The following is a 914-nucleotide window of genomic DNA, read 5'->3' as shown; positions in this document are numbered from 1 at the left end:
GGTCGATGGTGTTCCGGTGGTCATAGCGAGAGGGAAACGCCCGGTCACATTCCGAACCCGGAAGCTAAGCCTCTCAGCGCCGATGGTACTGCAAGGGGGACCTTGTGGGAGAGTAGGACGCCGCCGGACTTCTTTTCATGAAAACCCCTGACATGGGGAGCATCCGCTCCCCATGTCAGGGGTTTTCTGCATTCCAGCTGCTGTCCATTCTGCCGTCAAGTCCGCCGTCGGCGGCACTAGGGATCGTGCGATTCGCCGGCACACCAGAGTCGGGGCCGATGCGGTCGCCCGCGGCCCTCCACCATCGTGGTTCTGGGAGCGGCGGAGCTCGCGCGCAGCGAACTCGTGGCAACCCGTCGTTTCCCCGAGGGTGAGGGCCGGCGGGTGTGCTGGTGATCGGCTGCGGTTGCGCGGCCCTGCCGGCTTGTCTGCGGTCTTGCGATGGCGGGCTCCTGAAGTCCCTGACACTTCTCCGTTCCGGCGTCACCAGGCTCGAGCCCAGAGCGGAGCCGCGAAACCCGGATCCGAGAGCGTCGCGCCGGACGCTCGGTTCTGCCGTGACGGACGGAGCTCAGAGCGTGCGGTTCAGCCCTGACCCTTGCGAGCAGCCTCGTGCTGTTGCTCGAGTCTCTCGATGTCACGCAAGGGTCCCTTGCCGGTGCGCCCGCACCCTGTCTTCAGGTGCTTGACCGAGACCGTGACCTTGATCGCCCCGGTGGAGCGGGGCGCCGCGACGGTGGCCTGGGGTCACTTCGCGGCAGCTTCTGGTCGTTGCGATCGTTCAGCACGAGGGGAATGATCGGCCCAGAGCCCAGAGCCCAGAGCCCAGAGCCCAGAGCCCAGAGCCCAGAGCCCAGAGCCCAGAGCCCAGAGCCCAGAGCCCAGAGCCCAGAGCCCAGAGCCCAGAGCCCAGA

At 66.8% G+C, this 914-nt stretch carries 1 rRNA gene; it reads left to right on the top strand.

Annotation, left to right across the window (positions count from 1 at the left end):
• Positions 1-12: 12 nt before the first annotated feature.
• Positions 13-129, top strand: a 5S ribosomal RNA gene (gene rrf, locus DEI89_RS17245).
• Positions 130-914: the final 785 nt, after the last annotated feature.

The sequence above is a fragment of the Curtobacterium sp. MCBD17_030 genome (assembly GCF_003224255.1).
Lineage (GTDB): Bacteria > Actinomycetota > Actinomycetes > Actinomycetales > Microbacteriaceae > Curtobacterium.
The sequence above is the reverse complement of the archived record's forward strand: the minus strand, read 5'-3'. Positions and strand labels throughout refer to the sequence as shown.